At 41.0% G+C, this 26,412-nt stretch carries 17 protein-coding genes and 2 tRNA genes; 11 read left to right on the top strand and 8 right to left on the bottom strand.

The annotated features are described in order from the left end of the window. The first annotated feature begins 53 nt into the window (after window positions 1–53). The 10 genes from KDU71_RS16770 to KDU71_RS16725 all read left to right on the top strand — a co-directional run bounded on the left by KDU71_RS16770 (window position 54) and on the right by KDU71_RS16725 (window position 14,578). Window positions 54–3,080, top strand: coding sequence for a SusC/RagA family TonB-linked outer membrane protein (locus KDU71_RS16770; RefSeq protein ID WP_212192250.1), 3,027 nt, complete (start codon window positions 54–56; stop codon window positions 3,078–3,080). A gap of 26 nt (window positions 3,081–3,106) precedes the next feature. Further along, window positions 3,107–4,510, top strand: coding sequence for a RagB/SusD family nutrient uptake outer membrane protein (locus KDU71_RS16765; RefSeq protein ID WP_212192249.1), 1,404 nt, complete (start codon window positions 3,107–3,109; stop codon window positions 4,508–4,510). 189 nt (window positions 4,511–4,699) lie between these two features. Continuing rightward, on the top strand, window positions 4,700–6,955 hold the full coding sequence (locus KDU71_RS16760) for a polysaccharide lyase 6 family protein (RefSeq protein WP_212192248.1): 2,256 nt from the start codon (window positions 4,700–4,702) through the stop codon (window positions 6,953–6,955). A 60-nt stretch (window positions 6,956–7,015) separates the two neighbouring features. Next, window positions 7,016–9,235, top strand: coding sequence for an alginate lyase family protein (locus KDU71_RS16755; protein WP_212192247.1), 2,220 nt, complete (start codon window positions 7,016–7,018; stop codon window positions 9,233–9,235). Between the two features lie 30 nt (window positions 9,236–9,265). Next, window positions 9,266–9,640, top strand: a complete 375-nt coding sequence (locus KDU71_RS16750) for a cupin domain-containing protein (protein ID WP_212192246.1) — start codon at window positions 9,266–9,268, stop codon at window positions 9,638–9,640. An 80-nt stretch (window positions 9,641–9,720) separates the two neighbouring features. Then, window positions 9,721–10,986 carry an MFS transporter gene (locus KDU71_RS16745; RefSeq protein WP_212192245.1) on the top strand — a complete coding sequence of 422 codons (1,266 nt, stop codon included), beginning with the start codon at window positions 9,721–9,723 and terminating at the stop codon, window positions 10,984–10,986. Between the two features lie 88 nt (window positions 10,987–11,074). Next, on the top strand, window positions 11,075–11,836 hold the full coding sequence (locus KDU71_RS16740; RefSeq protein WP_212192244.1) for an SDR family NAD(P)-dependent oxidoreductase: 762 nt from the start codon (window positions 11,075–11,077) through the stop codon (window positions 11,834–11,836). Window positions 11,837–11,882: 46 nt separating this feature from the next. Then, window positions 11,883–12,629: a sulfite exporter TauE/SafE family protein gene (locus KDU71_RS16735; RefSeq protein ID WP_212192243.1), complete on the top strand. Its 747-nt coding sequence runs from the start codon at window positions 11,883–11,885 to the stop codon at window positions 12,627–12,629. A gap of 174 nt (window positions 12,630–12,803) precedes the next feature. Beyond that, entirely contained in the window at window positions 12,804–13,835 is a 1,032-nt protein-coding gene (locus tag KDU71_RS16730) for a sugar kinase (protein WP_212192242.1), read from the top strand. 74 nt (window positions 13,836–13,909) lie between these two features. Continuing rightward, a complete protein-coding gene (locus tag KDU71_RS16725; protein ID WP_212192241.1) occupies window positions 13,910–14,578 on the top strand; it encodes a bifunctional 4-hydroxy-2-oxoglutarate aldolase/2-dehydro-3-deoxy-phosphogluconate aldolase in 669 nt (222 codons plus the stop codon). Between the two features lie 324 nt (window positions 14,579–14,902). Here the strand turns inward: KDU71_RS16725 and KDU71_RS16720 are convergent, their stop codons facing one another. The 8 genes from KDU71_RS16720 to mutS all read right to left on the bottom strand — a co-directional run bounded on the left by KDU71_RS16720 (window position 14,903) and on the right by mutS (window position 22,748). Continuing rightward, a complete protein-coding gene (locus tag KDU71_RS16720) occupies window positions 14,903–15,826 on the bottom strand; it encodes a helix-turn-helix domain-containing protein (RefSeq protein WP_212192240.1) in 924 nt (307 codons plus the stop codon). An 82-nt stretch (window positions 15,827–15,908) separates the two neighbouring features. Continuing rightward, the gene (locus tag KDU71_RS16715; RefSeq protein WP_212192239.1) at window positions 15,909–16,703 is read right to left on the bottom strand and encodes an EFR1 family ferrodoxin; all 795 of its coding nucleotides are present in this window, start codon (window positions 16,701–16,703) and stop codon (window positions 15,909–15,911) included. A 6-nt stretch (window positions 16,704–16,709) separates the two neighbouring features. Further along, window positions 16,710–17,084 carry a hypothetical protein gene (locus KDU71_RS16710; protein ID WP_212192238.1) on the bottom strand — a complete coding sequence of 125 codons (375 nt, stop codon included), beginning with the start codon at window positions 17,082–17,084 and terminating at the stop codon, window positions 16,710–16,712. Window positions 17,085–17,220: 136 nt separating this feature from the next. Next, the gene (locus KDU71_RS16705) at window positions 17,221–18,171 is read right to left on the bottom strand and encodes an SDR family NAD(P)-dependent oxidoreductase (protein WP_212192237.1); all 951 of its coding nucleotides are present in this window, start codon (window positions 18,169–18,171) and stop codon (window positions 17,221–17,223) included. A 176-nt stretch (window positions 18,172–18,347) separates the two neighbouring features. After that, on the bottom strand, window positions 18,348–19,553 hold the full coding sequence (locus tag KDU71_RS16700; protein ID WP_212192236.1) for a site-specific integrase: 1,206 nt from the start codon (window positions 19,551–19,553) through the stop codon (window positions 18,348–18,350). Window positions 19,554–19,833: 280 nt separating this feature from the next. Next, window positions 19,834–19,920 (bottom strand) — tRNA-Leu (locus tag KDU71_RS16695). A gap of 5 nt (window positions 19,921–19,925) precedes the next feature. Beyond that, window positions 19,926–20,001 (bottom strand) — tRNA-Gly (locus tag KDU71_RS16690). Window positions 20,002–20,165: 164 nt separating this feature from the next. Then, window positions 20,166–22,748 carry a DNA mismatch repair protein MutS gene (gene mutS, locus KDU71_RS16685; protein WP_244828536.1) on the bottom strand — a complete coding sequence of 861 codons (2,583 nt, stop codon included), beginning with the start codon at window positions 22,746–22,748 and terminating at the stop codon, window positions 20,166–20,168. 548 nt (window positions 22,749–23,296) lie between these two features. Here mutS and KDU71_RS16680 point away from each other — a divergent pair. Then, entirely contained in the window at window positions 23,297–26,395 is a 3,099-nt protein-coding gene (locus KDU71_RS16680) for a SusC/RagA family TonB-linked outer membrane protein (protein WP_212192234.1), read from the top strand. The last annotated feature ends 17 nt before the right edge of the window (window positions 26,396–26,412 follow it).

Raw genomic sequence — 26,412 nt, 5'->3', positions numbered from 1 at the left:
GTAACTTGTAATGTGTTGAAAGTGCGCCCTTTATCGATGAAAAAAATCTAACGATGAAAAGGAAAATCCTATTGTCAATAATAATGGTTGCGGGTTTTTGTACCCAGTTGCTGGCTCAGGTAGCCGTAACAGGTAAGGTCACCGATGCAGCTGATGGCTTGCCAATTATTGGCGCCAACATTATAGAAAAAGGTACCTCTAATGGTACTATCACCGATGTTAACGGTGAGTACAGCCTTACTGTAGCTGATGAAAACAGTGTGTTAATATTTTCATTTATCGGCTACTCTAACCTCGAGATAGCTGTTGGTTCACAAACCACAATAAATGCCGTTATAAAAACTGATGCGGCAGATTTAGATGAAGTGGTAGTAGTTGGTTATGGTGTGCAAAAGAAAAGTCACCTGACCGGGGCGATTGCCAAAGTTAAAAACGAAGGATTAGACCAGATTGCTGTATCTCAAGCCAGTGAGGCTTTAGTTGGTAAGGTTTCAGGAGTATCCATCCAAACCACGGATGGAACAGCAGGTAGTGAGCCAACTATTCGTGTGCGTGGCGTTGGTTCTATTTCTGCTGATGCCAGTCCGCTTATCGTTGTTGATGGTGTCGTAGCCGACTTCTCAGAAGTGAACATGAACGATGTTGAGTCCATTGAAGTGTTGAAAGATGCTGCTTCAGCAGCCATCTATGGTTCTCGTGGTGGTAATGGTGTCATAATGATTACAACCAAGTCGGGTAAAGAAGGTAAGACCGTATTTTCGGTGAATTCATATGCCGGTATTCGTTACACACCTAAATTCGAAGATACCTTCGCCACGGTGTCGGAATGGAATGAGGTAGTGAAAGCCAACAATGGCGGCGAGTTAACTGACCGCATGAAATACATTAATGAGTTAGGGACTGAAACCGATTGGCGAGATGTGATGTTTGACGGTGGAATGGTGCAGAACTATTCATTAAGTGCACGAGGAGGTAATGAGAACGTAAAATATTATATATCGGGTGGTTACCTGGATGACGAAGGGGTGTTGTTGACAGATGAATTCCAGAAAGTAAACCTGTTGGCCAAAGTGGATGCTAAAGTAAATGACTGGTTAACGGTTGGTACGCGTATTGCTCCGACTTATTCAGAAAAGCGCGATTTCCCGATTGGTATTCACGATGCAGTACGTCAGTCGCCATGGTTGCCAATTCGCCACGATGAGCACACCATACAGTATGTTGACCGTAATAAGTATCCTGATGTGCAGGTTGGCGATTATACGTTTGAGCGTCATTTCGATAATTACGATTTTTATGGTGACGGCAGTGATGTGGACATCAGTACCACCTCCAATGCCAACCCATATGCCAAAGTGGTGGAGCGCGATGAGCGTGTGTATGACTTCCGTTTATCAACCAACTCATACCTGAAATTTAAGCTGGCCAAAGGCTTAAATTTTAAAACATCGTTAGCACTCAACTACCGTGTTAAGCAAGATGTAGAATTCCAGGGGTCAGAGGCTCACCGTAACGGGGCTTCTGCCATGTACTCGGCCAACGATGTGGACATTTATAAGAAAACGGTTAATGAGAATATTTTCTCGTACAACCGCACGTTTGGTGACCATGAAGTGAGCGCTGTGGGAGGTTTCGCATTTGAAAAGTGGGAAAACAAATATTCGGATATGCAGGGAACCGGTTATGAGTTTGACTACATTAAAACCATTAACGCGGCATCTGTTAAATCGCAGGCCGAGACCTTTGAAACCAGTGAAACGCTTCATTCTATTATCAGCCGTATGAACTATGCTTATAAAGGTAAATACCTGGCATCGTTTAGTGCACGTTGGGATGGTTCATCTCGTTTTGGTGAAGACACACGATATGGTTTCTTCCCGGCGGGTTCATTTGGATGGCGCGTTTCTGAGGAAGATTTCTTAAAAAGCAGCGAGTTAATTTCAAACTTAAAGTTGTCGGCCAGTTATGGATTAACCGGTAATAAAAATGGTATTAACTTATACCAGTACCTTTCAAACCTACAGCCTACAACAGCCGTTATTGATGGCAGCAAGGTAACAGGGTTCAACCCGATGAATATTGCCAACCCCAATTTAGGTTGGGAGCAGAGTGAGGAAATTAACCTGGCTGTTAGCCTGGGCTTATGGAATAATCGATTAAACTTCAATGTTGATGTATATGAACGTAACAGTGTTGATTTGCTTTTGGAGCAGCCAATGCCGGGTGTCACCGGTTTCGAATCGGCCACTGTCAACATTGGCGAGGTGCGTAACCGAGGCGTTGAATTAGCCGTTGATGGTTTAATCCTCAATAATTCACTGATTAAATGGGATGCAAGTGCCAACCTTACTTTAAATGAAAACGAATTGGTGGATTATGCCGATGCCAGTGGAGAAATCAATTATATTGACTCGAAGCGGCCGGCCGAATACATTGCTTTAGTGGGGTATCCTATTTCATCATACTATGGTTATGTCTACGAAAAGGACATCCCGCAGGAATATATCAAGAATCCAAACTATCCGATTAATGCCGAAAGTCAGGATGTGTATGTGAAAGACTTGAATGGTGATGGGTTCATTGATGAGGATGATCGTGCTATCTTGGGTTCGCCTTATCCAACTGTGGTTTGGGGTGTTACTAATAATTTCAAAGTAAAAAACATCGATTTTTCATTTACATTCCAGGGGGCTCATGGTGGTAAAGTGCGCAACATGGATCCGCAGTACATCAACAATCAGTTTGCCGGTAACATGGATTACACATCCGATTTCCCTGATGCTGATAAAGTGGTTGAACGCATCTATACCGATAAGTTTGTGCAGGATGCTTCATATGTGACCTTACGTACCATTAACCTTGGATACGCGCTGCCAAAAAGCTGGATTTCAAAAGTGGGCTTGTCAAAAGCACGTTTATATGTGTCGGGACAAAACTTAATTTACCTGATGGCTGATGATTACACGAGCTTCAACCCGGAAGGTGTAACCGATGATAGTAATCCGTTAATGGGCGGTTATCAGCGCGGTGCTGCACCAATTGCTAAAACCATCACATTTGGTGTTAATCTTGATTTTTAATCTGTAATGCTTAGAAAATGAAAAAGATGAAATTATATAGTTTAATCGTTTTAGTGGCATTAGGTTTAGTGTCGTGCGACGATTACCTGAACACAGAGCCTATTAGTCAGATAGCTAGTAATGGTTTTTATAAAAATACTGCCGAAGTGGAAGCAGGGCTGATGGCCATGTACGACGGCATGCAGAGCTATGATTTGTCCAATGATATTTTTAAAACCGACATTCTGCCACGTGAGTTTGCTTTAACAGAAATGCGTTCCGACAATACCAAGTCGAAAAACAGCGAAGGCGAATGGGCCCAGTTTCAGGATATGAATGTGGATGTTTCGAACAGTACAGTTTCAAATTACTGGTTGGTGAATTACAACAATATTTTCAGAGCCAATGTGGTAATTGCCAATCTGGGAGCCGTTGCTGAGGAAGCCACCAAAGCTCAATTTGAAGCGGAAGCCAAATTCGGGCGGGCATTGGCACATTTCAATCTGGTTCGTGCCTTTGGCGATGTGCCTTTGATTGATAAAGTAGTGAGTCCTGAAGATAACGCCGCGAATGTGCGTGTGGCCAAGAGTGAGGTGTATAACTTTATTATTCAGGACTTAAGCGATGCCATTGATATATTGCCAACGCGTAGTGATATTGCTGAAGGGCGTGCCACCAAAGGAGCAGCTCATACATTATTAGGTAAAGTGTACCTGACGATTGGTGACCATTCAGCTGCCAAAATTCAGTTGGAAGCCGTTATGACCAGTGGCGATTACGACATCATCGATAATTATAACGATGTATTTTATGATGAGTTAAACGACGAAATCATTTTTGCTATCCAGTATATCGATGATGACGTGGAAGATGCACAGGATTTCTCCTATGAAATGACTTACCTGGGCAAGGCCAGTGGCTTAAACTATCCAACAGAAGACTTATTGGCGGCTGTGGATCCGGCTGATGGTCGTTTCAATACTTTGTTTCACTTTGAAATTGGCGCTGGTTCATCGGGCCGTTATGAGTGCGGTAAATTCCGTCCGTTGACTGCAGCGAACTCTGAGTTTGCCGGTAACGACTGGATTGTATTGCGCTATGCCGATGTGCTGTTGATGTACGTGGAAGCAGTGATGGGAACCAATTCATCAACCAATGATGCTGGTGCATTGTCAGCTTTTAAAGAAGTGCGCGAACGGGCTGGTTATGATGTATCAGGTATCACCGAGGTTACCAAGCAAATGCTACTGGACGAGCGTCGGGTGGAGTTGGCTTTTGAAAACCACCGCTTGTATGATTTGATTCGCTTTGGTGTGGCCGAAGAAGTAATGGAAGCTTTTTCTCAAACAGAAGAAGCCGACTTTAACTTCAACGCAACAAAATTATTGTTGCCCATTCCTCAGCGCGAGAGAAACTTAAATCCGGATTTAACCCAAAATCCCGGATACTAATACGATTTGACTGGCTGGCAGTCGGCTTAAATAGATGTGTCGACTGCCGGTAATTATTGCTTTTTAGATTTTCTTGGAGGAGTAAGAGGCCTGCGTTCATAAAGGTTTAGTTGCAATATCTTGCAGGCCTCTTTTTATTCTGCTATTCACCTAACAAGCTAATAATCTTTTATAAACAAACGCGACACAATGCAAATAATAAAAACTCTTTTTGTATCGATTTTTTGCCTTGCTATTCTTGCAGGTTGTAGTAATAGTAATGGGTGTAAAGTTTCTAATGTCGATGAATTTCATGCCGCAGTTCAACAGGCACAGCCAGGCGATGTGATTGTGTTGGCGGCGGGTGTTTGGCAAGATGCTGAGTTGAAATTTGATGCCAACGGCACGGCCGAACAGCCAATTAAGTTGACAGTTGAGAAAAAAGGAGCTGTGACCCTGGAAGGTCAATCGCGCATCACTATCAGCGGCGAACATTTGATCGTGGAAGGCCTGGTGTTTAAAAATGGCTATTCACCTACCTCAGAGGTTATCTCGTTTAAAAAGAAAAAGGGTGTTTATGCCAATAATTGTCGCGTTACCGAATGTGTAGTCGACAACTACAATGGTCCTGAGCGCTTTGAATCAAACACCTGGGTTGCTATTTATGGCAAAAACAACCGTGTTGACCATTGTTACCTGGTAGATAAGCGTAACATTGGCGTTACCATGACGGTTCGCATGGTGGACGAATTATGTCGCGAAAATAACCATCGCATCGATCATAACTACTTTGGTTATCGCCAGAATTTAGGTGCCAATGGCGGTGAAACCTTGCGTTTAGGTACTTCTCACTACTCTCTCTCAACCTGTGGCACAACAGTAGAAAACAACTATTTCGAATATTGCGATGGTGAGCACGAAATCATCTCTAACAAATCGTGTGGCAACCAGTTTTTGAACAATACCTTTATGGAATGTCGGGGAACGCTAACCTATCGACATGGAAATGATAACGTGGCCGAGGGAAACGTATTCTTCGGCAACGGAAAAGAACACACCGGTGGCATTCGCATCATCAATAAGCGCAACAAAGCCATCAACAACTACTTTGCCGATCTCACCGGTTACCGTTTTCGTGGTGCTTTGGTGATTATGAACGGCGTGCCAAACTCGGCTATTAACCGTTACCACCAGGTAGATGGTGGTGTGTTTACCAACAATACCTTTGTGAATTGCGACCATATTCAACTATGCGCCGGTAGCGACGACGAAAGGTCGGCTATTCCAATTAACTCACTAATCGAAAACAACGTCTTCCTTCACCAGGGGCGCGATGATATATTTACTATTTATGACGATATCAGCGGCATTGAATTCAAAAATAATTTTGTAGCTGAAAACATTAATGCGGAGCAGCTAAATGTGACTAAAACAGAAATAACGGCCACTAAAAATGAAAACGGTATTTATGAAATCACTGGCGCAGTAAATGGTGCTGGAAGTTCCATAAAAGCGGCTGCTGCCAATGCTGAAAATACGGGTGTTAACTGGTATTCAAAACAATTACGAAATAAAGATTTTGGGACAGGGAAGTCAATAGAGGTGAAGCCCGGATTAAATACACTTCTGGAAGCCTACAACCAGTCAGCCAGTGGCGATGTACTGGTGCTTTCAGAAGCGGGCGATTATGCCATGGAAAAGAAATTTGAAATTTCACATCCAATTTCAATTGTAGCTGCCAAAGGAATCGACAAACCAAGACTTTTATCAAGTAAACAGGAGATGTTTACTATTCAGAACGGCGGTTCGCTGCAATTGAAGGGTGTGGAAATCAATGGCGAGATGTCGCCCGACTTAACAGGGAACTGCATTGTGAGCACCAGCCACTACTCCATGAACTGCAACTACAAGCTGATGGTGGAGGATTGTGATGTGAAGGACCTGGATGTGAATAAATTCTTCGACTTCCTGCGCTCATACAAAAGTACGCATGCTGATACGGTATTAATTAAAAACTGTCACTTTGATAACCTGACAGGTCATGTACTTCGATTAGATGAAGAGACGGATGACCGTGGTATTTTCAATGCCGAGTATGTGATTTTAGAGAACTCTGTTTTTAAACATATTGAAGGTACGGTACTGGACTTGTATCGGGGCGGAACAGATGAAAGTACATTTGGTCCAACCTTGAAAGTGAATGAATGCCAATTGATCAATGTAGGCAATGGCAAACGCAATAAGGAAAACGGCTCTATGATGGTACATGGTGTTCAGGTGTGCTACATCAGCAATACCAGGTTTGTTAATTCTAAACCGCTGAATCTTCATTTAACGAACGGGGAGCCTATCACAAAGATTACGAATTGTGATTTTGAAATGTCAACCATCGTTTTTAATAATAAAGAGTTTGAGGTTGATAATGTGACGATTGATGGAAAGAAGAAGAGTTTAAAGCAACTATGATACGAAACTGGCAGCTAGCTTCTAGTGGCTACCAGCTTATTATTTTGGCACAAAAAAATTATGAATAAGATTATCAAAAATATCTGGATTGTAATGGTTGCTATTTGGTTCGTTGCTTGTGACAGCGAGCCGGATAGTACCCATTATCCCAATGTCATTTTAACGGGTGAAGCAGTAAAAGCCATTCGTGCCGAGCAGGCACATCTGCCATTGTTGAAACAGTCGATTGACGGTTTGCAGAAGAATGTTGAATTGGAAATGATGAATGGTATAGAGGTGCCAATACCCAAAGATCCGGCTGGCGGCTACACGCATCTGCGACATAAGCAGAACTACATGAATATGTATGGGGCTGGCGTGTTGTGGCAAGTGACTGGCGAAGCTCGTTTTGCCAATTATGTGCGCGATATGTTATTGGCATATGCCGAATTGTATCCAACATTAGAGGTGCATCCGGTCAAAGCATCGTATGCACCAGGTCGTTTGTTCTGGCAGCAACTAAACGAGGCAGTTTGGTTAGTATATGTGAGTCAGGCTTACGATTGCATCGCTGGGATATTAACTGCGGAGCAAAAAGAATTGATTGAAAATGAGCTATTAGTGCCATATGCTGATTTTTTATCGGTTGAGAATCCAAAAGTATTCAATCGCGTGCACAATCACGGAGTATGGGCGGCAGCAGCTGTAGGCATGACAGGTTTTGCCATTGATAATGAGGAATTGGTCAATCGCGCTTTCAATGGCGTTGAAACAGGCCCAAAAGAAGAGGTTGGTGCGGGTTTTCTGGTACAGCTAACGCAATTGTTCTCGCCCGATGGCTATTATACCGAAGGACCCTATTATCAGCGTTATGCCATGTTGCCCTATTTGTTGTTTGCACAGGCCATTGATAACAACCGTCCGGAGATGAAGATTTTTGAGTATCGTGATAATATATTACAAAAGGCGGCTTTAACAACTTTGCAGCTAACTAATACCAACGGGCAATTTTTCCCCATTAATGATGCGCTGAAAAGCATGTCGTATATGTCAACGTCATTGGTGCATGCGGTTGATTTTGTCTATGGCTTGGATGAATCGCAAAAGGAACTGTTAAGCATCGCCCGGCAGCAAGGTGAAGTGATTATCTGCGAGGCAGGTTTAAAAGTAGCTCGCGCCATTGCCAATGGTGAAGCCAGGCTGTTTAAATGGGAGTCGAAAGAGTTTAGAGATGGACCGGAGGGTAAGCAGGGAGCTTTTGGCGTTTTGCGTTCCAATTCTGGCAAAAACAGCCAGACGGTGACCATGAAATACGCCTCGCAAGGGATGGGGCACGGGCATTTCGACCGTTTAACCATTTCTTTTTACGACCAGGGCAAAGAGATTTTGCAAGATTACGGTGCAGCCCGCTATGTTAATGTGGAATATAAGCACGGAGGACGTTATTTGCCGGAGAATAAAACCTGGGCGCGTCAGACCATTGCACATAACACCTTAGTGGTTGATAAAGACTCACAGTCGGAAGGAAACGTGAAGACTGCTTCATCACACCATTCAGAACCTTGGGTGTTTGATGCATCAAAAGAGGATGTGAAGGTGATGAGTGCCAAGGAAAATAAGGCTTACGAAGGCGTGAACATGCATCGCACTATTGCTTTACTGAACCTTCCGGAGGTATCGGAAGATGCAATTATCCTGGATTTATACCGTGTTGAATCTGAAGCGCAACACAAGTATCATTTGCCTTATTATTACAAGGGGCAGATGATGCATACCAATGTGGACTACAAGGCCGAAACAACAGCTTTGCAAGCAATGGGAAAAAACGATGGTTACCAGCATCTCTGGCAAACTGCAGAAGGTTTAATGACTGAAGGAACGAATCGTTTTGTGTGGTTAAATGAGGATCGCTTTTATACATTGACCACCGAAGCACAAACCAATGATAAACTGCTATTGACACGCATTGGTGCAGGCGATCCGGAATTCAGCCTGCGCAATGAACCAGCCGTCATTTTTGAAAGAGATAAAACAGCCAGCACCCTATTTGCTTCAGCCATTGAAGCACATGGGAATAAGCATCCGGTTACCGAGCTGGTCAGTGGCTTAAAAGGGCATGTTGCTGAAATTAAGACTTTAATTAATAATAGCGAATACACACTTGTTCAGCTGGCATTTGCCAATGAGAGTAAGGTGGTGTTCGCCATCTGCAATAATAGTAATGACCAATCAGCATCGCATCAGTTAATGGCCAATGGACAGGAGTACAACTGGACTGGTGTGTGCCAATTATTTAAATAAAACAACCGTAAAATATTAAAACAGAGAATTATGAAACGATTTAGCGAAAAGTTTATACTGACTCAAAAGATGGAATGGGAAGATTTAGGTGGTGGTGTATCACGTAAGTTTCTGGGCTGGGACAACCAGATAATGATGGTGCAGGTGAAGTTTGAAAAAGGGGCAGAAGGCACGCCACATGACCATTTTCATACACAGGCTACTTACGTGGCTTCGGGTAAGTTTGAGTTTACCATCGACGGTGACAAGCAGATAGTTGAAGCGGGGGATGGTGTTTACATCGAACCAAATTTAGTGCACGGCGCCCTTTGTTTAGAGCCTGGTATTCTTATCGATGTGTTTAGCCCGGTACGCGAGGATTTCCTCAGTGGCGATGGCGTTTCATATTTTGGAGACAAAAAATAAAGAAAAAATAGAGATGAGAGGTGAGAGGTGAGTGGATGCTCATTTCTCACCTCTCACCTCTCACTTCTAAAATTAATACTATGAAGTTAAAAGGACTACGGTGGTGGATTATTGGACTAATTGGATTAGCCACCATTATCAACTATATCGATAGAAGCGCACTGGCTATTATGTGGCCAAGCATTGCTGAAGATTTAGGTATGACAAAGAATGATTATGCCTTGATTCTGAACGTGTTTATGGTAGCTTATGCTGTTGGTCAGTCGGTGTCGGGTAAATTGTTTGATAAGATTGGAACACGGATGGGCTATGTGGTGGTGATTATTGTTTGGGGCTTGTCCTCCTTCTTTCACTCAATGGCTCGTGGTATTCTGTCATTCAGCTTTCTACGTGTTACACTTGGTTTGGGTGAAGCAGGTAACTGGCCCGGAGCGGCAAAAAGTAATGCCGAATGGTTCCCCATTAAAGAAAGAGCGATTGCACAGGGCATTTTTAATGCCGGAGCATCTGTAGGTTCTGTTGTGGCACCGCCCTTGATTGCCATTCTATGGGCAGCATTTGGCTGGAAAGTGACCTTTATGTTTGTTGGTTCATTTGGTTTAATCTGGTTAATTCCATGGTTAATCATTAATCGGCAAGGTGTTGATAAACATCCCTGGATGACTGACTTGGAGCGTGATTACATTAAATCAGGACAGCATAAGGCCGATCAGGATACATCTGCAAAGGGTAAAAGTATTGCTCAGATTTTACGCTATAAGGAATCATGGTCGGTGTTAATCGGACGCTTCTTTCTGGAACCCATCTGGTGGCTGTTTGTTGGCTGGATGCCGCTTTATTTAGCCGACGTTTATGGCTTTGATGTGAAGCAAATCGGATTTTTTGCCTGGGTGCCTTATGTAGGAGCAGCCATAGGAAGTATTGCCGGTGGTTGGTATTCTGGCAAGCTTATGTCGAAAGGCCACTCGGTTAACCGTGCACGCAAAACAACCATTATTATTGGAGCCGCGCTTATGTTCTTGGGATTGGTTGTAACGATTCTATTTGCTGATACACCGGAAAAGTTTGTTGGAATTGTAGCCTTGGTGTTATTTGGATTCCAGTTTGCTATCAGTAATGTGCAAACTATTCCAAGTGATTTATTTAGTGGTAAATCAGTAGGTTCATTAGCCGGATTGGGAGGCACAGTTGGTGTGTTCTCTGTTATTGTAATGAACTTCCTGGTACCGATTATCTCGGAGATTTCATACACCCCAATATTTGTGATGATAGCTGTGTTTGTGCCACTTGGTGTTGGCGCCATCTATTATTTCGCAAAAGAAATTAAGTCTGTAGAAGAAAAATAAAAAATGATAGAGGCGCTCGAAGGCCCGTTAAGCGCCCACTATCATGGCATATAAAAAACGAAAGATAAAACTATAAAAACGAAAAACAATGAGTTCAAATAATAAGGTAGCAATCGTAACAGGTGCAACAGGCGGAATTGGTTTTGAAGTGGCTAAACGTTTGGGTAAAGATGGATTTACCGTTGTGCTAAATGGTATTGAAGACGCGGCTGGAGCTGAAAAAGTGAAAGAATTATCTGCAGAAGGGATTACGGCTGAGTATGTTGGTTTTGATGTAACTAACGAAGAAGCAGTAACGAAAAATATCACAGCCATCGGTGAAAAATACGGTCGTATTGATGTGTTGGTAAACAACGCCGGTGGTCTTGGTGGCCGTCAGCGTTTCGAAGAGATGACAACTGAGTTTTACCGCTTCGTTATGGCTTTGAACCTTGATTCAGTATTCTACGCGTCTCGCGCAGCTATCCCATTCCTTAAGAAGGGTGAGAATGCTTCTATCATCAACTATACATCAAATGCTGGTTGGAATGCAGGTGGACCAGGTGCCGGTATTTATGGTACATCAAAAGCCGGTGTTCATGCCATTACACGTGCTCTAGCGAAGGATTTAGCCGAGTATGAAATCCGTGTTAATGCCGTATCTCCTGGTACGATTGACACACCTTTCCATGCCCAGATTAAAGAGACAAAACCGGAAGTTTTTGCTTCGTGGAAGAACAATATTTTGTTGGGACGACTGGGACAGCCCGAAGAAGTAGCATCTGTAGTTTCATTCTTAGCCAGCAAAGATGCGTCGTTTATCACGGCTGAAACCATTCAGATTGGTGGCGGACAAGCATTAGGCATTTAATTAATAGAATAGGTGCAGTTAATGAGCTGCGACAGGTTTTTTTATTTTGGATTTAGTAAACTATGTGATTCTGGTGCTGGCGGGTGTTGGCGCCGGATTCATTAATGTAGTGGCCGGAGGAGGCTCACTCATCACATTGCCTTTGATGATTTTCTTAGGTCTTCCTCCGGCCATTGCTAACGGAAGCAATCGAATTGCGCTGCTGGCGCAAAACATTGTGGCAGTCAGCAATTTTAAAGCGAAAAACGTATCGCCCGGGAAGTTTGGTGTTGTTTTGGGTTGTATCGCACTCATGGGTGCTGTTATTGGTGCCCATATTGCGGTTGATATACCTGCTAAACTGTTTAACCGCATCTTGTCTGTTGTGATGATGGTGGTGGCTATTTTAATGGCTTTTAATCCATCTTACCAAAGTTTGCAAGGAGAAAACCTAAGTAAGAATCGAAGAATAGTGGCTTACCTTGCTTTTTTTCTGATTGGTATCTATGGCGGTTTTTTACACGCTGGCATTGGCTTTATTATGATGCTGGCATTGGTTAAAATCAATGGATTTTCACTGGTTAAGACCAATAGTTTAAAAGTGACAGTGGCATTAATCTACACCGTTGCAGCTTTGGGGGTATTTATCTACGAAGGCATGATTGACTGGAAAGCCGGCTCTATACTGGCCATTGGAAGTGCTACTGGCGGTTGGTTAGGCAGCCATTTCTCGGTCAATAAAGGCGATAAGTGGATCAAACGTATTGTGTTAGCAGCTATTGTTTTGATGGCTATTAAGTTGTGGGTGTTTTAGAACCTCACGCAGATTAAGCAAATGATCGCAGAGATCTGTTATGCAATAGTAAATGTAAAAATAATTGTGCTTTGGCTTATAGCCGTTAATCATGAAGTCGCAAAGTTCCTTTAATAAAAATAAACTCAGTGCCTCAGTGTCTCTGTGTTTATTTTCTAAACAACAAATTGTATTATGAAAGTTGTAACATTTGGAGAAATCATGTTGCGTTTAGCAACACCGGGATATAAACGATTTAATCAAACCGATGAATTTACAGCCACTTTTGGCGGAGGAGAAGGAAACGTAGCCGTATCCCTGGCAAACTACGGTATTTCTGTGAGTTTTATCACGCGCTTGCCTGAGAATGACATTGCTCAATCGTGCGTTCAGCAATTGCGCGGTTTAGGTGTCGATACCAGCGATATTGTTTATGGTGGCGACCGCATGGGTATTTATTTCTTGGAAACAGGAGCCGTTAGTCGCGCCAGTAAGGTGGTTTACGACCGTGCCCATTCAGCCATTTCTGAGATTGAGAGTGGTATGATAGACTGGGATATAGTGTTTGACGGAGCCAACTGGTTTCATTGGACGGGTATAACACCAGCTATCTCACAGTCGGCTGCCGATGTTTGCTTGGAAGCCATTAAAGCGGCCAACAAACGAGGTATCACAGTCTCGACTGATATCAACTACCGTAAAAACCTGTGGAAATACGGTAAAACAGCAGGCGAAGTAATGCCTGATTTAGTGGCTGGTTGTGATGTTGTACTAGGTAACGAAGAAGATGCGGCCATGGCTCTGGATATTCATCCGGAGGGTGTTGACGTAACAGGCGGACATGTGGAAGCAGAAGCCTACCTGTCAGTGTCCCAGAAAATCATGGCAAAATTCCCTCGAGTGAAGAAAGTGATTACGACCCTTCGTGGTTCGCACAGTGCCAATCATAATAGCTGGGCTGGTGTACTGTATGATGGAGAAACGCTTTACAAATCGCCTAGCTACGAAATAACTCACATTGTTGATCGTGTTGGTGGTGGTGACTCGTTTATGGGCGGCTTAATTTATGGCCTGTTAACCTGCAAAGATGATTTGCAGTCAGCCCTGAATTTTGCGGTGGCAGCCTCTTGCTTAAAGCATACAGTTTACGGTGACTACAACCGTGTAACGGTTGCCGAAGTGGAGAAACTAATGAGTGGTGATGCTTCAGGTCGTGTGAGCAGATAAAAAGTATATGGTCAGTAGTTATTAGTCAGTAGTACAATTCTACCGACCACTGACTACTATCTAACAACTGAGTTATGTCAAAATTTTCAAGAATAGACGTTTCCCTCAAAATGAAAGAAACAGGTATTGTACCGGTTTTCTATCATGCCGATGTGGAAATTTGTAAGCAAGTGCTAAAAGCTTGTTACGAAGGTGGTGCCCGTGTGTTTGAATTTACCAACCGCGGTGATTTTGCCCACGAGGTGTTTGGTGAGTTAACTAAGTATGTGCGGCAGGAGTTACCTGAAATGGCCATGGGTGTAGGCTCCATTATCGATGCAGCTACCACGGCATTATATATGCAGTTGGGGGCCGATTTTATTGTGTCGCCAATCTTAAACGAGGAGATGGCTAAAATGTGTAACCGACGTAAAGTTAGCTGGTCGCCAGGTTGTGGTTCGTTGAGTGAAATCTCAAAAGCCGAAGAGTTGGGAGCCGAGGTAGTGAAGATCTTCCCGGGGCAACAGGTTGGCGGGCCCGAATTTGTAAAAGCCGTAAAAGGGCCTTGTCCATGGTCGAGCATTATGCCAACTGGCGGTGTGGAGCCAACCGAAGAAAACCTGAGTCGCTGGTTTAAGGCCGGCGTTCATTGTGTGGGGATGGGGTCACAACTGATTAGCAAAGAAGTAATCGCTTCAGGTAACTATGCATCATTGACCGAAACGGTAAAAAAAGCAATTGCTATTGTGCATAAGTTGAAGTAAGAAGGTAAAAAATAGTAGTTCGAAAGATAACACTGGGGCAGCTTGTTTCATTTAGCGATTGGTTAAGTTGCTTCTGTTGTTATTTATATGATTTTTGATTTAACCTGTAATTTTGTTTGTGTATTGTGATTTATTCACATCAAAAGGCTGCCTTCGGGTGGCCTTTTAATTATAGAGGATTTGCAAATGGTCAGTCTATTGATGTGTTTAACAGGTGCTTTTGAAAAGCTTTCTTACAACGATAGGGTATTTAGAGTTGAGAAGGTTCATAATCCTTAAATATTGCAATTTGGTCAACATGGCTGTTTCACTTTTCACAGTTGATTAATTATTTGAAGGATTCGCAATATACTCTTTCGGGCTCATGCCGGTTTTTTTCTTAAACAGCCGTGAAAAATACTGAGGGTACTCAAAGCCCAATTTATAGGCTGTTTCCGAGATTGAAGTATTGGGGGACAGAAGTAAATTCTTGGCTTCTTCAACTAAATACCAATTAATTTGGTCAATGGCTGTTTTACCTGTTTCGGCCTTTATAGTATCGCGCATATATCGGTGACTAACTCCTAACTGGCCTGCCAGCCATTCAACCGTTGGTATTCCTTTCTCTTCCAGTTGGTTCGAATCGAAATAAGCATCCAGTATTTCCTTGAAACGTGTAAACAGCGCTTTATTAATTTCCTTACGGTTCAAGAACTGACGCTTATAAAAACGGTCGGCATATTTTAGTAAAGCTTCAAGATGCGAAAGAATAATTCCTTTACTAAACTCATCCTGGTTGTTATTATATTCTGCTTCAATCCCTTTAAAAATAAGTTTGATAATTTTTTCTTCTTTAGGAGAAAGGTGCAAGGCCTCATTTACGTTGTAGTTGAAAAAATTATACTTCTTCATTCGCTTTTGTATATCGAGTCCGCGAATAAAATCTTCGTGAAAAGCTATAAACCACGATTCTGAACTAACCACAATGTCTTTTACTGTGTAGGTTTGATTCGGTGCAGAAAACAATAAGGTTCCGGTGCTGCAGTCGTACTTTGTTCTACCATAAATTATCTCGCCCGAAACTATGTTTTTAAGGCTGATAAGATAAAACTGGTTAGTATAGCTAACTTCTTCGTTTGAAGCGACGCAATTATGCACTTCATCAGCATTTAACGTTTTATTTCCAATGCTAAAAAGTGGATTCTCAGGTTCAGGTAAGTGCTGAGCCTTACTAAATTCCGTAATATTTTTAAAGTTTATATGATTCATTACCCAAAATTTAATGTGACATTACAAGAACAACTTTGGCCATTTTTATAGTTCTTGATAAGATTATATGAATAATTAAACGCTAACTATTGGCTTTAACAATTTCACTTAGCTTTATGTTACTATTCCTAAATCTATTGCTATTAACTTCTCCTTTAATATGAATGGCGTTTGATGGGCAGTGATGTATACAGGCAAAACACATAAAACACTTATCGCTTAAAACAATCTTTCCATTTTCAGTGTCCATCTTTATATTATCAACCGGACATACTTTGGCACACATTCCACATTGTGTACAGCTATCTTCTATATACATGTAATTTTCAATTCCTTCGCCATATACATGAACTTTTAAACGCTTCTCATTAAAAGGTTTGTTCCCTCTTTTGGCCATATAATTAAACATGGCTTTATCTATGAACGATTCTTTTAAAATCCATTTTTTAGAAGCATCAATATCTGATTTAACCGCTGCCAGTTGTTTTTCAATCTGCTTTTTAGGCTCCTTTTCCATCTCTTTCTTCATATCAAAGGTAGGTAAATAGTTGTCTACCATCTTTATTCTATTGATATAGTCAAACCAGAATCCTGCCTCATTACCAATGTCGGTTAAATGTTTTGCTACTGCACCGGAGTATATGCCATAGGTTGTTACAGCAAAAAGATAATTGCTGTTAAAAGTTACTTTTTTCAAGAAATCAACCACATAAGAGGGTACTCCCCAGGCATGAAGCGGGAAAACAATACCAATTTTATCGTCGGTAAAATCGTACCTTCCTGCTTTAATCATTTGTGGGATAGAAAGTAATTCTCCACCTAACGATTTGGCGATGTGTAAACTGTTTCCAGTGGCTGTAAAGTATAATATTTGCATTTTTTCTTAATTTTCTACTAATTCTAATTGTTCTTTATAGTCCGCAATTCGGGCGTGGGCTGTTCCATCTATCAATAAAATAACAATTAGCATAGCAATGGTTGTGATACTTATTGCCCGCCAAACAGGCGTGTTTATAAATAAGAGGACCAAAGCTGCAGCAATAATGATAAGCGGAATAGCTTTGAATACTACAGTTTGGTATTCTTTCAATGTGTTATCAACACGAACCATTTCTGACTCTACAAAAGCTGAGACATCCTGATGGTAGTGGGCCTCAAAGCTCGTAATTCGTGTTTTGTTGGTAAAAAATAATCCAAACCCAATGGTCATAAGCAAGGCCCCAGCTACCAGGGTAGGAATGATGTATGCTCTTGCCATATCGGTTTTTCCTAACTGTCAAAAACCAATGCCTGCCGCCACAAACAGAACTCCTGCAATAATGAAGAAGGTGGTTGAAAATACTTCGGCTCTTGCCCAGTCGGTTGCTGTTTTTAATATGTCCATGTTTTTCGCTTTAAATGTTCCATTTAATGCCTGTTTCCTGTTCCGATAAATCCCATAACCTTTTGGCTACAGCTTTATCTTTGGCATGTGGCTCTAAATGATGTGCTCCAACTGGGCCAACCCAATTGCTTCGTCCTGTAGGGCCGTAAAAACCTTTTTCATCTAAATCCTCTTCGGTAGCACACATCAATGCTGGGTAGGCACCATTTTCAGCAGGTTGTGTTAATGGGGATAATTTCATCAGGCCAAAGGTTAGCCTCATCATAAAACTACCACTTGTTTTAATTAGTGCTGTTCTGGAAGAGCCGGGATGACATGCATACGCTTTCACATCAGTTTTACCGGCTGCAGCCAATCTATTTTGTAATTCATAAATCGTCATAATCTGAGCTAACTTGCTTTGGCTATAGGCATCATTGGCCTTATAGTCTTTGTCCCAGTTTAAATCATCAAACTTTATGGTTTTAATACCCATGTTATAGCCCATGCTGCCAACCGTTACTATACGTCCCTTCGACTTTTCAATAAGAGGATACAGCAAAGCCTGCTGTGTAAAATGCCCGAAATAATTCACCCCCATTTGACTTTCCCAGCCATCAACAGTAATTACTTGTTTGGGTACTTGCGCGATAGCTCCGTTACACATTAGTGCATCAATGCGCGAAACGGTATTTAGCACCTCGCTAGCAGCTTTCTTTACCGAATCCTGTATGCCCAAATCGATAGTGATGTACGATACATCTATGTTGTTCCCAAGCTCGTTTTTGTAGGCAGCAATCGTATCTTCCGATTTTTTAGGATTACGGTTTAGCATCACCACTTTGGCACCTTTCGATAAAAGTATCTTGGCAGCCTCATATCCTGTACCGCTTGTAGTTCCCGTTATTACAAATGTTTTACCATTTTGAGGCTTCATTAACTCAGGTGTCCAACCTTTTTTTCCAAATCTTTTGTCGCTCATCATTCAATTTTTTAATTTAAATTATCATGATACAAAGGTCGTGAGTAAAGCATGTTTGGCACTTAAACATTTTGGTAGAAGATGTATACATTCTAGTAACCTTCAGATATTTAACTATCGTATCTCCAAAGAATAAGTCAGCATGTCGGCAATATTCAAGTTTTACGTTGCGCCAATTACATCCCCAATTTACCTTTAATAGCCATCATATCTTCTGATATCTTATTTTCCAATACTCTGGCATAAATCTGAGTAATTTTTAAAGATTTATGTCCAAGTACTTTTGAAACCGTTTCAATAGGTACCCCGTTTGATAATGTCACAGTTGTGGCAAAAGTATGTCGGGCCATATGCATCGTTAGGTTTTTGTTGATGTTGCAGATGTTTGCCAACTCTTTTAAGTAGCTATTGAGTTTTTGATTGGAAGCAACTGGTAATACCCTACCTTTTAAAAGTGCCTCAGGATAATCGGCGTATCGTTCAAGTATTTTAAGAACATTTGGATAGATGGGGATACTGCATTGCGACTTGGTTTTTGTTCGATTAATAATTATCCATTGGTTACCATCGTCTCGTTTTTGAATATGACGCGGACTTAACTTCGAAATATCCGAATAGGCTAAGCCTGTATAACAGGCAAAAATGAATATATCTCTGACGATGGATAGTCGGTCAATTTCTAGGCTTTTTGTTTCGAGTCTGTGAAGCTCATCTTTGGTTAGGAAATTACGATTGGCCTGTTCTAATTTTGTTTTAAACTGATTGTACGGACTCTTTTGGATATATTCCATCGAAATGGCCAAATTCATCACTCTTTTGAGGTGTTTGTGGTAATTCCAGGCTGTATTCTGATGAACGCCATATTCTGTCTTCAAATGTATGTCAAATTGGTTAAGGAAATTGTAGTCAACATCTGTAATTGGAATATCCTTCTTTCGAAGTTGAGACTGGATAAACACAGCTAATTTTTTGCGCGAAACTCGATAGTGTTTTAAGGTGCGGTAGGCATAGCCATGACCAATATTATTTTCAATTGTCTTCAGATAATAATCAAAAACCTCCAATACACCCTTCGAATCGCTTTTCCCAAGGAATTCATTTTTAATATCGTCAACAGTAAAAGTTTTTCCTGATGACACTAATCGATTATAAGTGTCATGAAGTGCAGTGTCTACTTTCTTTAGCCTATTGTTTAACGTATCTGCATTTTTTGAGTTATCCTTGACTAACTGTTTGACTTCGTCCCAATCATCTGGTCTGATTATAACTGATGTAGAAAGTTCCAGTCGTCTTTTGTTGTAGGTAAATCTTGCAAAGACAGTACATGTTCCATCTTTGCGAATCCTCTCTTTGCGCAGGGCAAAACATAAATAAAACCTCATAACAATACTTTTTTTAAGGTTTTGAGCTTGTTCACTTTGTTCACGAAAGTTGAAAAGTTAAAATCTCAAAACCAAGTTCAAATAATATCAATATGAGTCAAATTGTATTCTGTGAACCAGTGGTTTAGGTGTTAGCGTGAACAGGATTCCAAAATAATGGCTGTTCACGTCTTGTTCACTCACACTACAGTTTTGAACATGTTTTATTGGGAGTTACTGATAACAAAAAAGCGCTTAAAACATTCGTTTTAAGCGCTTTTGGTTCTAGATGAATCTAGATTGGTACCCGAGGCGGGACTTGAACCCGCACGGCCTAATGGCCACAGGATTTTAAGTCCTGCGTGTCTACCAATTCCACCACTCGGGCATCCTTGGAGCGAAAAACGGGACTCGAACCCGCGACCCCGACCTTGGCAAGGTCGTGCTCTACCAACTGAGCTATTTTCGCAGTTTTGTATTTCACCAAACCTAGTTGGTGTCCTACTTTCAGTGTCATTTGCCCGCTCTGCGTGTCAGAGTTTGTTTCTCAAATGCGGATGCAAATATAGAGGCTTTTTTTTTATCTCCAAACAAAAAAATATCATTTTTTGCAGAAAAAATAGGGACTGGAAGCTATTTGCCTCCAACCCACCTTTTTATATCATTTAATTTATTCAGGGCCTCAACAGGGGTTAAATTATTTACATCCAAGGTGAGTATTTCATCGCGTATTTGTGTCAGAACAGGATCATCCAGTTGGAAGAAACTTAACTGCATGCCTTCGCGATTATTGGAGATGTCATCCATTGGTTTGTTTAATTCACCTTTGCGGTTTGACTTCTCCAACTCGCCCAATATATCGTTGGCCCGGTTAACGACACTTTTTGGCATTCCGGCCATTTTAGCCACATGAATACCAAAGCTGTGGTTACTGCCACCTGGCACCAGCTTGCGCAGGAATATCACCTTATTATCAACCTCTTTTACCGAAACATTATAGTTTTTACAACGTTTATGAGTCTTCTCCATTTCATTGAGCTCATGGTAGTGAGTTGCAAAAAGTGTTTTAGCTCCGGCGCGCTTATGTTCATGGATATATTCCACAATAGACCAGGCAATGGAGATGCCGTCATAAGTACTGGTGCCTCGTCCCAATTCATCAAATAGAACCAGGCTGCGGGGAGTCAGATTATTCAGGATGCTGGCGGCTTCATTCATTTCCACCATAAATGTTGATTCACCCAAACTAATGTTATCAGAAGCGCCTACACGTGTGAATATTTTGTCAACTACTCCGATGGTAGCTGACTCAGCTGGCACATAACAGCCTATTTGTGCCAATAGTGTGATAAGTGCCGTTTGACGAAGAAGAGCTGATTTACCGGCCATATTCGGTCCTGTGATGATAATGATTTGCTGCTTGTCGTTATCAAGGTAAAGATCATTGGGTACATATTCTTCACCGGCGGGTAACTGTTTTTCAATCACCGGATGTCGGCCTGCCTTGATGCTTAATTCCAGTTCATCATTAATGACCGGGCGAACATATTTTGATACTGTTGCCAGATTATTAAAAGATATCAATACATCAATTTTAGCAAGAAGAATAGCATTTAGCTGAATGGCCGGAATGAATTCAGAGAGCGCCAGTACTAAATCGTTGTACAGTTTTGTTTCAATGGCCTGAATCTTTTCTTCGGCCCCCAGTATTTTCGATTCATAGTCTTTTAGTTCCTCAGTGATGTATCGTTCGGCATTCACCAGGGTTTGTTTGCGAATCCATTCAGCAGGAACTTTGTCTTTATGCGTGTTTCTGACTTCAATATAATAGCCAAACACATTATTAAAGGCAATTTTGATGCTGGTGATATTGGTTTCTTCACTTAAGCGTTGTTGTAAGCTCGCCAGGTAATCTTTGCCTGAATAGGCAATTTTGCGCAGGTCATCCAGCTCGTTATTAACACCGGTTTGGATAACGCCTCCCTTGGCTATAAGTGTTGGAGGCTCCGCTTCAATCTCTCTATGAATACGTTCACGGATAGTTGTGCATGGATTAAGCTGGTCACCTATGTGTTGCAAATGCTCGTTTGTGCTTCTCAGGCAGCTTTCTTTTATAGGTTCAATGGCAAAAAGGGCTGTTTTTAGCTGAATGAGTTCCCGCGGCGTAATGCGTCCGGCTGCTACTTTTGCAACCAATCGCTCTAAATCACCAATGGAATGTAACTCATCGGTGATGTTGCTTTTGAGATCAGGTTCTTTAAAGAAGTGTTCAACTACTCCCAGGCGGTCTTCTATTGGCTTAACATCTTTCAGTGGAAGAGCAATCCAGCGTTTAAGCATTCGTGAGCCCATCGGACTAATGGTGCAGTCAATTACTTCGGTAAGTGATTTTCCCCCTTCGTTCAATGATGAAAATAGCTCCAGGTTGCGTATGGTAAACTTATCAAGCCACACATATTTGTCTTCATCAATTCTACTCAGTGTAGTGATGTGTTGTACTTTGTGGTGCTGAGTCAGGTCGAGGTAATGCAGTATAGCTCCTGCAGCCGTTATGCCATAGCTGAGGTTGTGCACGCCAAATCCTTTCAGCGAATTAGTTTCAAAGTGCTTTAAAAGGCGATCGTGAGCCGAGTCCGTGGCAAATGCCCAATCGTCAAAAGCATAGGTATAGTATTTGTCACCAAAATAGCTTTCAAAGTCCTTTCGTTTGCCTTTCTCAAATAAAACCTCTTTAGGTTTAAAATTGGTTAGTAATTTTTCAATGTATTCAAATGAGCCTTCAGCAGTCAGAAACTCACCTGTTGATATATCCAAAAAACCTACACCAGCTACTTTTTTATCGATGTGTACGCTGGCCAGAAAGTTATTCTCTTTATGCTCTAATATATTGTCATTGATGGCAACACCAGGGGTGACGAGCTCTGTAACACCACGCTTGACAATCTTTTTTGTCATTTTTGGGTCTTCCAGTTGGTCGCATACAGCCACTCTTTCACCAGCTCTTACCAGTTTAGGCAAGTAGGTATCTAAGGCGTGATGAGGAAAACCGGCTAATTCAACATAGGATGCAGCTCCGTTGGCTCTTCTTGTTAAGGTAATGCCCAATATTTCTGAGGCTTTAATGGCATCCTCTGAAAAGGTTTCGTAAAAATCCCCAACTCTGAATAGCAGGATAGCATCAGGGTATTTATCCTTAATGCTATAGTATTGTTTCATTAAGGGAGTTTGAACCGGAGCTTTTGTTGTTTTAGCCAAAGTATTGGTGTTTAAAAGTTTGAATCTAGTATTATGAGTAAGGCAATATCACAAAGGTTGCCTGCTGCTTATTTGGGTTTCAAAAGTAAAATTATTCAATCGAAAAACCGAATTCGATGAATGATATCAATATCACTTTTAAGGATTGTTTCGGAATGTTACCGCCCTTAAAGATTAATGAAAATTAACTAAAGACAGTTCGGAATTAAGACAAATTAACTTAAAAATAATAGTTTGAAAGACAACTTTTATTAAGAGATAAAAGTAGATAAAAAATGTTAATCTAATAATTGTATACTAGAGTACATAAGAGTTATGGAATAATTGTTATACTTGCGCCCGCAAAAAATATCAGATAGTAAATTGCTATAGTGCTTTCAAATTGAAAGCAAAAGAAAAATAGCATGACTATAATCATGAATTGTAGTTATTTTTAAATAGGAAGTAGTACTATTTTAGTGGCGTAATTTTTATAAACAACTAGTATATTAATTTAAAACCTTTAGTCTATGAAGAAAGTACTTTTCGCACTTTCGTTTTTGGTTATATTGGGTTTGCAGTCTGTTTTGGCTCAAACGACTAATGTAACCGGTACAGTGACTGACGCTACAGATGGAAGTCCCATCCCTGGAGTTTCAGTGTTTGTAAAAGGAACAACAATTGGTACAGTTACCACTCCGGATGGTACGTACACTTTATCGGTTCCTAATGATGCGCCTGCTGTTGTTTTCTCTTTTGTTGGTATGACAACCCAAGAGATTGCTTATACAGGTCAAACTGTTATTAATGCAGCAATGCAGAGTGATGCTGTTGATGTTGATGAAGTAATTGTAGTAGCTTATGGGACTGCAAAAAAATCTTCTTTTACAGGTTCAGCATCTAATGTAAAAACAGAAAAGATTCTGTCTTCAAAAACAGAATCTGTCGACAAGGCTCTTGCTGGTAAGGTCTCTGGTGTTCGTGTTGCTTCAACAACTGGAGATCCAGGAGCAAGTGGTGAAATTCAGATTCGAGGAATTGGCTCCATTAGTGGTTCTACACAGCCTCTTTATGTAATTGATGGCGTGCCTGTGACAACGGGTGATTTTGGAGCAAGAGTTTCTAGTAACATCTTGTCGACAATTAATCCTGATGATATAGAATCAATGACTATTCTTAAGGATGCAGCAGCTGCCTCTTTGTATGGTTCAAGAGCCGCTAATGGGGTAGTTATTATTACAACGAAGAAGGGTAAGTCAGGAGATACTCGTTTTAACTTGAAGGTAAGTCAAGGATGGTCTGAAATGGCTACTGATTCATACAAAATGATGTCAGGAGTGGACTATGCACAATATCATAAGGCAGCATTGGAAGGATACTATTTGCAAGGAGAAAAGGCGTTGGTTCCCGGTCAACCAAATTATGGTGATGCGACAATTCAGGCAGATGCTAAAGCTTGGGCTGAATCTAAATATATGGACCCTAGTTGGTCATATGTTTCTGAAGAACGTAATGGAGCAGATTGGCGTGATATTATTTATGATGGAGGAAGTGATCAGGATTATCAGTTTTCAGCAAGTGGTGGAAATGAAAAAACAGACTTCTATGCATCTGTTGGAATCAAGAAGGTAGAGGGTATAGTTCGGAATCGTAATTTTGATCGCTATAGTACAACCTTGAACGTAAATAATAAGGCTCGCAAATGGCTTGATCTAAGTTTTAAAACTCAATTGTCTTATACCGAGCAAGAAGGTAGGGGTGACCAGTCAGATCAAGGACAAGGTATTTCAACTGCAAGTCCGCTTTCGATGTTATATAGTTCAAATCCAACGATGGATGCATATAATGAAGATGGCACATTGAATATGGATGCATCATTTAACGCACGTGTTCAAAACCCAATACACGCGCTTTCTCCAAAAGAAGCATCTGTAACAAACAAAACTTACCGCGCTCTAAATAATATTGCAGCAAAAGTTCAAATTTTGCCTGAGTTGTCATTTAAATCAACAAATTCGGTTGATTACGTCTCGGTTAAATCATTTAACTATTGGGGGCCAAATTCAATTGATGGAGCTAGTTTAAATGGATTAGGAGAGAAGCAGGATAATGAAGTTATTACTATGACTTCAACTAATATGTTCAATTACATGAAAACTTTTAATGAAGTTCATAATGTAAATGGATTATTAGGTTTTGAGGTTCAGGATTACAAGAATAACTATGTATTTGCATCTGCATCTGATTATTCAACAGATAAGTTGCCCGAGTTAGGGAATGCACAGCCTCGCGAGGTTTCAAGTGGATTTTATAATCGCTTTATGATCTCTTACATTGGAAATGTAAACTATAATTATGCGGATAAGTATTATTTGGCTGCTAGTGTGCGTTCTGATGAATCTTCACAATTAGGTGCAGATAACAGGCAAGGTACTTTTTATAGTGGTTCTGCTTCGTGGAGATTTTCTCAAGAAGATTTCTTTAAAAATGAGATTATCACAGATGGTAAAGTTAGATTTTCATATGGTACAAATGGCGCATTGCCAACAGGTTCATACTCGCATCTAGGCTTGTATTATTTTGGAGGAGCTTATGGAGGTGCCCCTGCAATTTATCTGGATCAGGTAGCGAATAATGATCTTGGTTGGGAGAAAAGTCAGAATATTAACTTAGGTTTGGATTTGACATTCTTCCAGCGATTTACATTTACTGCTGAATACTTTAATAAATACACGAAAGATTTATTGTTGAATGTGCCAGCTTCATATTTAACAGGGGTGAGTAGTTCATTGCAAAATTATGGTGAGATTTCTAACAGTGGTTTAGAATTTGAATTCCATGGTCAAGATGTTTTAAAATCACAGGTTCGATGGGATGTTGATTTGTCTCTTGCTACTTTGAAAGCAAAAGTTGAGAAATTGCCTGGTGGTGAGGATATTATTCTCGGTGATGGAAATCTTTATTTATATCGTGAAAATGAGGATTTGTATACATTCTATCTGCCTACATATGTTGGCGTTGATCCTCAGAGTGGACTTGGTCAATTTCTGATTGATCCATCAAAGCCTGCAACGGATGATAATATGACGTATGTATATTCAGAAGCTGGCAGGGGACCTCAGGGTGCGTCTTACCCAACTATTTCTGGTGGATTTTCAAATACATTCACATGGAAGGGAATTTCATTGAACGTATTAATGACTTATCAATTTGGTGGTCAGTTGTTTGATTATCCTGGCTATTTCTCACACCATGATGGAGTAAGAAACTTCAGCTTTAACTTGCACGAGGATGTTGCAGGTAACTATTGGCAGAAGCCTGGAGATGTCGTGGATAACCCAAGGCCAGTTATTGGTAGTTCGTTAAGATCTGATAGATGGTCAACTAGACATCTGCATTCGACTGATCATATCCGTTTAAAAGAAGTTTCATTAAATTATAATTTGCCAAAGGATTGGTATCAGAAAATAGGTGTTGATAACGTATCTGTTAGCTTTAATGTTAATAATCTGGCATATTTGTATGCAGCTACAAAGGATATGGAGCTTGAAGTGTCTTTAAATGGTTATCGTACGGTAGATACTCCTCTTGCTCGTACTTATTCTTTTGGAGTTAATGTTGGATTCTAAGAAGCTAAAATAATAAG

The organism is Carboxylicivirga sediminis, from assembly GCF_018156225.1.
Classification (GTDB): domain Bacteria; phylum Bacteroidota; class Bacteroidia; order Bacteroidales; family Marinilabiliaceae; genus Carboxylicivirga; species Carboxylicivirga sediminis.
This window is presented reverse-complemented; position numbering and strand designations above follow the sequence as displayed.

Bases quoted from the DNA above. Each gene is read 5' to 3' on its own strand.
- KDU71_RS16705 (WP_212192237.1), bottom strand. From the start codon at position 18,171: ATGAGCGACAAAAGATTTGGAAAAAAAGGTTGGACACCTGAGTTAATG.
- KDU71_RS16680 (WP_212192234.1), top strand. From the start codon at position 23,297: ATGAAGAAAGTACTTTTCGCACTTTCGTTTTTGGTTATATTGGGTTTG.
- KDU71_RS16725 (WP_212192241.1), top strand. From the start codon at position 13,910: ATGTCAAAATTTTCAAGAATAGACGTTTCCCTCAAAATGAAAGAAACA.
- KDU71_RS16710 (WP_212192238.1), bottom strand. From the start codon at position 17,084: ATGGCAAGAGCATACATCATTCCTACCCTGGTAGCTGGGGCCTTGCTT.
- KDU71_RS16750 (WP_212192246.1), top strand. From the start codon at position 9,266: ATGAAACGATTTAGCGAAAAGTTTATACTGACTCAAAAGATGGAATGG.
- KDU71_RS16720 (WP_212192240.1), bottom strand. From the start codon at position 15,826: ATGAATCATATAAACTTTAAAAATATTACGGAATTTAGTAAGGCTCAG.
- KDU71_RS16765 (WP_212192249.1), top strand. From the start codon at position 3,107: ATGAAATTATATAGTTTAATCGTTTTAGTGGCATTAGGTTTAGTGTCG.
- KDU71_RS16700 (WP_212192236.1), bottom strand. From the start codon at position 19,553: ATGAGGTTTTATTTATGTTTTGCCCTGCGCAAAGAGAGGATTCGCAAA.
- KDU71_RS16745 (WP_212192245.1), top strand. From the start codon at position 9,721: ATGAAGTTAAAAGGACTACGGTGGTGGATTATTGGACTAATTGGATTA.
- KDU71_RS16740 (WP_212192244.1), top strand. From the start codon at position 11,075: ATGAGTTCAAATAATAAGGTAGCAATCGTAACAGGTGCAACAGGCGGA.
- KDU71_RS16755 (WP_212192247.1), top strand. From the start codon at position 7,016: ATGAATAAGATTATCAAAAATATCTGGATTGTAATGGTTGCTATTTGG.
- KDU71_RS16715 (WP_212192239.1), bottom strand. From the start codon at position 16,703: ATGCAAATATTATACTTTACAGCCACTGGAAACAGTTTACACATCGCC.
- mutS (WP_244828536.1), bottom strand. From the start codon at position 22,748: ATGAAACAATACTATAGCATTAAGGATAAATACCCTGATGCTATCCTG.
- KDU71_RS16730 (WP_212192242.1), top strand. From the start codon at position 12,804: ATGAAAGTTGTAACATTTGGAGAAATCATGTTGCGTTTAGCAACACCG.
- KDU71_RS16760 (WP_212192248.1), top strand. From the start codon at position 4,700: ATGCAAATAATAAAAACTCTTTTTGTATCGATTTTTTGCCTTGCTATT.
- KDU71_RS16770 (WP_212192250.1), top strand. From the start codon at position 54: ATGAAAAGGAAAATCCTATTGTCAATAATAATGGTTGCGGGTTTTTGT.